Below are 5,021 nucleotides of genomic sequence, written 5' to 3'. Positions count from 1 at the left end.
GGGGTTTTTCAACGGAGAGTTTGATCCTGGCTCAGGACGAACGCTGGCGGCGTGCTTAACACATGCAAGTCGAGCGGTAAGGCCCTTTCGGGGGTACACGAGCGGCGAACGGGTGAGTAACACGTGAGCAATCTGCCCCTGTCTCTGGGATAACCACTGGAAACGGTGGCTAATACCGGATATGACCTCCTTCTGCATGGTTGGTGGTGGAAAAGTCCGCTGGACAGGGATGAGCTCGCGGCCTATCAGCTTGTTGGTGGGGTAATGGCCTACCAAGGCGACGACGGGTAGCCGGCCTGAGAGGGTGACCGGCCACACTGGGACTGAGACACGGCCCAGACTCCTACGGGAGGCAGCAGTGGGGAATATTGGACAATGGGCGAAAGCCTGATCCAGCAACGCCGCGTGAGGGATGACGGCCTTCGGGTTGTAAACCTCTTTCAGCAGGGACGAAGCGAAAGTGACGGTACCTGCAGAAGAAGGACCGGCCAACTACGTGCCAGCAGCCGCGGTAATACGTAGGGTCCGAGCGTTGTCCGGAATTATTGGGCGTAAAGGGCTCGTAGGCGGTTTGTCACGTCGGGAGTGAAAACTCAGGGCTTAACCCTGAGCGTGCTTCCGATACGGGCTGACTAGAGGGATGCAGGGGAGAACGGAATTCCTGGTGTAGCGGTGGAATGCGCAGATATCAGGAGGAACACCGGTGGCGAAGGCGGTTCTCTGGGCATTTCCTGACGCTGAGGAGCGAAAGCATGGGGAGCGAACAGGATTAGATACCCTGGTAGTCCATGCCGTAAACGTTGGGCGCTAGGTGTGGGGACCTTCCACGGTTTCCGTGCCGCAGCTAACGCATTAAGCGCCCCGCCTGGGGAGTACGGCCGCAAGGCTAAAACTCAAAGGAATTGACGGGGGCCCGCACAAGCGGCGGAGCATGCTGATTAATTCGATGCAACGCGAAGAACCTTACCTGGGTTTGACATATGCCGGAAAGCGCCAGAGATGGTGCCCCTTTTTGTCGGTATACAGGTGGTGCATGGCTGTCGTCAGCTCGTGTCGTGAGATGTTGGGTTAAGTCCCGCAACGAGCGCAACCCTCGTCCTATGTTGCCAGCACGTTATGGTGGGGACTCATAGGAGACTGCCGGGGTCAACTCGGAGGAAGGTGGGGATGACGTCAAGTCATCATGCCCCTTATGTCCAGGGCTTCAAGCATGCTACAATGGCCGGTACAATGGGCTGCGATACCGCGAGGTGGAGCGAATCCCAAAAAGCCGGTCTCAGTTCGGATTGGGGTCTGCAACTCGACCCCATGAAGTCGGAGTCGCTAGTAATCGCAGATCAGCAACGCTGCGGTGAATACGTTCCCGGGCCTTGTACACACCGCCCGTCACGTCATGAAAGTCGGCAACACCCGAAGCCGGTGGCCTAACCCTTGTGGAGGGAGCCGTCGAAGGTGGGGCTGGCGATTGGGACGAAGTCGTAACAAGGTAGCCGTACCGGAAGGTGCGGCTGGATCACCTCCTTTCTAAGGAGCATCTGGCCCGCAGACTTGGTCTGTGTGGTCCATTGAGTCGTTGACCAGCCGAATGTGCTGGTGCGGTCTCAGCTCACTAGTGGACGTCGACTATGACTGCTCGAGGATCTCGGGTCTTGCTAGTACTGCCGCTTGCGGCGTGGAACGTGGGGTCTGGGTGGTTCGGGTGGTCTGCACACTGTTGGGTCCTGAGGGATCGGGTCTTCGGATCGGGTTTCTTCGGATCGTCTTCTCCGTACGAACCGTCAGTGCCTTCGGGTGGTGGTAGGCGTCGGGTTGGGGGGCGGGACCGGTCGTATTTTGAGAACTTCACAGTGGACGCGAGCATCTTTGTAGAAACAACAAGCTACTAAGTGCACATGGTGGATGCCTTGGCATCGAGAGCCGATGAAGGACGTAGGAGTCTGCGATAAGCCCTGGGGAGCTGACAACCGAGCTGTGATCCGGGGGTGTCCGAATGGGGAAACCCGGCTGGAGGAAAGTCCAGTCACCTCTACCTGAACACATAGGGTAGTTGGAGGGAACGCGGGGAAGTGAAACATCTCAGTACCCGCAGGAAGAGAAAACAACAGTGATTCCGGGAGTAGTGGCGAGCGAAACTGGAAGAGGCTAAACCTCAAGTATGTGATAGCCGGCGGGCGTTGTACTTGGGGGGTTGTGGGGCCGCATGGTCTGTTCTGCCGGACAGACGAAGAGTCATAAACCATGAGTGAAGTTGAGACGGCTGGAAAGTCGTGGCATAGAGGGTGAGACCCCCGTAGACGTAAGCTCATGGCTCTTGTGCGTGACCCCGAGTAACACCGAACCCCTGAAATTCGGTGTGAATCTGGCGGGACCACCCGTTAAGCCTAAATACTCCTCGATGACCGATAGCGGACTAGTACCGTGAGGGAAAGGTGAAAAGTACCCCGGGAGGGGAGTGAAATAGTACCTGAAACCATGTGCATACAAGCCGTCGGAGCCTTTCGGGGTGACGGCGTGCCTTTTGAAGAATGAGCCTGCGAGTTAGCGTTGTGTAGCGAGGTTAAGGCGTGTGCCGTAGCCGTAGCGAAAGCGAGTCCGAACAGGGCGTCTGAGTTGCACGATCTAGACCCGAAGCGGAGTGATCTATCCATGGGCAGGTTGAAGCGCGGGTAAGACCGCGTGGAGGACCGAACCCACCTAGGTTAAAAACTGGGGGGATGACCTGTGGATAGGGGTGAAAGGCCAATCAAACTCCGTGATAGCTGGTTCTCCCCGAAATGCATTTAGGTGCAGCGTCACGTGTTTCTTGCCGGAGGTAGAGCACTGGATGGGCTAGGGGGCTTACCAGCTTACTGAACTCAACCAAACTCCGAATGCCGGTAAGTGAGAGCGTGGCAGTGAGACTGCGGGGGATAAGCTCCGTAGTCGAGAGGGAAACAGCCCAGACCATCAGCTAAGGCCCCTAAGCGGTTACTAAGTGGAAAAGGATGTGGAGTCGCATAGACAACCAGGAGGTTGGCTTAGAAGCAGCCATCCTTGAAAGAGTGCGTAATAGCTCACTGGTCAAGTGATTCTGCGCCGACAATTTAGCGGGGCTCAAGTAATCCGCCGAAGCTATGGCATTCACGCGTGTACCAGGCCTTCGTGGTCCAGGTGCGTGGATGGGTAGGGGAGCGTCGTGTCGGGAGTGAAGCGGCGGGGTGACCCAGCCGTGGACGCGACACGAGTGAGAATGCAGGCATGAGTAGCGAATGAAGAGTGAGAAACTCTTCCACCGGATGACCAAGGGTTCCAGGGTCAAGCTAATCTTCCCTGGGTAAGTCGGGACCTAAGGCGAGGCCGACAGGCGTAGTCGATGGACAACGGGCTGATATTCCCGTACCGGCGTTGAACCGCCCATGCTGAATCCAGTGATGCTAAGGGCCCGAAACGTACCTAAAGCCACTTCGGTGGTTATGGTGCGCGTAGCGCCTGACCCGAGCTGGTAGTAGGCAAGCGATGGTGTGACGCAGGAAGGTAGCTCAACCGCGGCGATGGTAGACCGCGGGCAAGGTCGTAGGACGAACGGTAGGCAAATCCGCCGTTCACATGTCTGAGAGCTGATGCCGAGACGATTGAGTCGAAGTGAGTGATCCTATGCTGCCGAGAAAAGCATCTAGCGAGGTTCAGAGCCGCCCGTACCCCAAACCGACTCAGGTGGTCAGGTAGAGAATACTAAGGTGATCGAGTGAACCATGGTTAAGGAACTCGGCAAAATGCCCCCGTAACTTCGGGAGAAGGGGGGCCGGATTCGTGAGTGGACTTGCTCCACGAAGCGTTGAAGGCCGCAGAGACCAGGCCCAAGCGACTGTTTACTAAAAACACAGGTCCGTGCTAAGTCGAAAGACGCCGTATACGGACTGACTCCTGCCCGGTGCTGGAAGGTTAAGGGGACGTGTCAGCGCAAGCGAAGCACAGAACTTAAGCCCCAGTAAACGGCGGTGGTAACTATAACCATCCTAAGGTAGCGAAATTCCTTGTCGGGTAAGTTCCGACCTGCACGAATGGAGTAACGACTTGGGCGCTGTCTCAACCATGGACTCGGCGAAATTGCACTACGAGTAAAGATGCTCGTTACGCGCGGCAGGACGGAAAGACCCCGGGACCTTTACTATAGTTTGGTATTGGTGTTTGGTTCAGTTTGTGTAGGATAGGTGGGAGACTGTGAAGCATTCACGCCAGTGAGTGTGGAGTCATCGTTGAAATACCACTCTGACTGTACTAGATATCTAACCTAGGTCCGTGATCCGGATCAGGGACAGTGCCTGATGGGTAGTTTAACTGGGGCGGTTGCCTCCTAAAATGTAACGGAGGCGCCCAAAGGTTCCCTCAGCCTGGTTGGCAATCAGGTTTCGAGTGTAAGTGCACAAGGGAGCTTGACTGTGAGAGTGACAGCTCGAGCAGGGACGAAAGTCGGGACTAGTGATCCGGCGCTGGCAAGTGGAAGCGGCGTCGCTCAACGGATAAAAGGTACCCCGGGGATAACAGGCTGATCTTCCCCAAGAGTCCATATCGACGGGATGGTTTGGCACCTCGATGTCGGCTCGTCGCATCCTGGGGCCGTAGCAGGTCCCAAGGGTTGGGCTGTTCGCCCATTAAAGCGGCACGCGAGCTGGGTTTAGAACGTCGTGAGACAGTTCGGTCCCTATCCGCCGCGCGCGTTGGAAACTTGAGAAAGGCTGTCCCTAGTACGAGAGGACCGGGATGGACGAACCTCTGGTGTGGCAGTTGTTCCGCCAGGAGCACCGCTGCTTAGCTACGTTCGGAAGTGATAACCGCTGAAAGCATCTAAGCGGGAAGCATGTTTCAAGATGAGGTTTCCCACTCCCTTGAGGAGGTAAGGCCCCCAGCAGACCACTGGGTTGATAGGCCGGAGGTGGAAGCACAGCAATGTGTGTAGCCGACCGGTACTAATAGGCCGAGGGCTTGTTACCTACAACGATCTGCGCGTCCACTGTGAGGTTCCCGAGATACGAACGGGAACC

At 56.6% G+C, this 5,021-nt stretch carries 2 rRNA genes; both read left to right on the top strand.

The features are described 5' to 3' along the window. Nucleotides 1-8: 8 nt before the first annotated feature. Nucleotides 9-1,524 (top strand): 16S ribosomal RNA (locus tag E0W78_RS16330). Between the two features lie 348 nt (nt 1,525-1,872). After that, nucleotides 1,873-4,970 (top strand): 23S ribosomal RNA (locus tag E0W78_RS16325). The 16S and 23S rRNA genes sit together here, the layout of an rRNA operon. Nucleotides 4,971-5,021 lie beyond the last annotated feature (51 nt).

Source organism: Aeromicrobium sp. IC_218 (genome assembly GCF_004336805.1).
Lineage (GTDB): Bacteria > Actinomycetota > Actinomycetes > Propionibacteriales > Nocardioidaceae > Aeromicrobium.
This window is presented reverse-complemented; position numbering and strand designations above follow the sequence as displayed.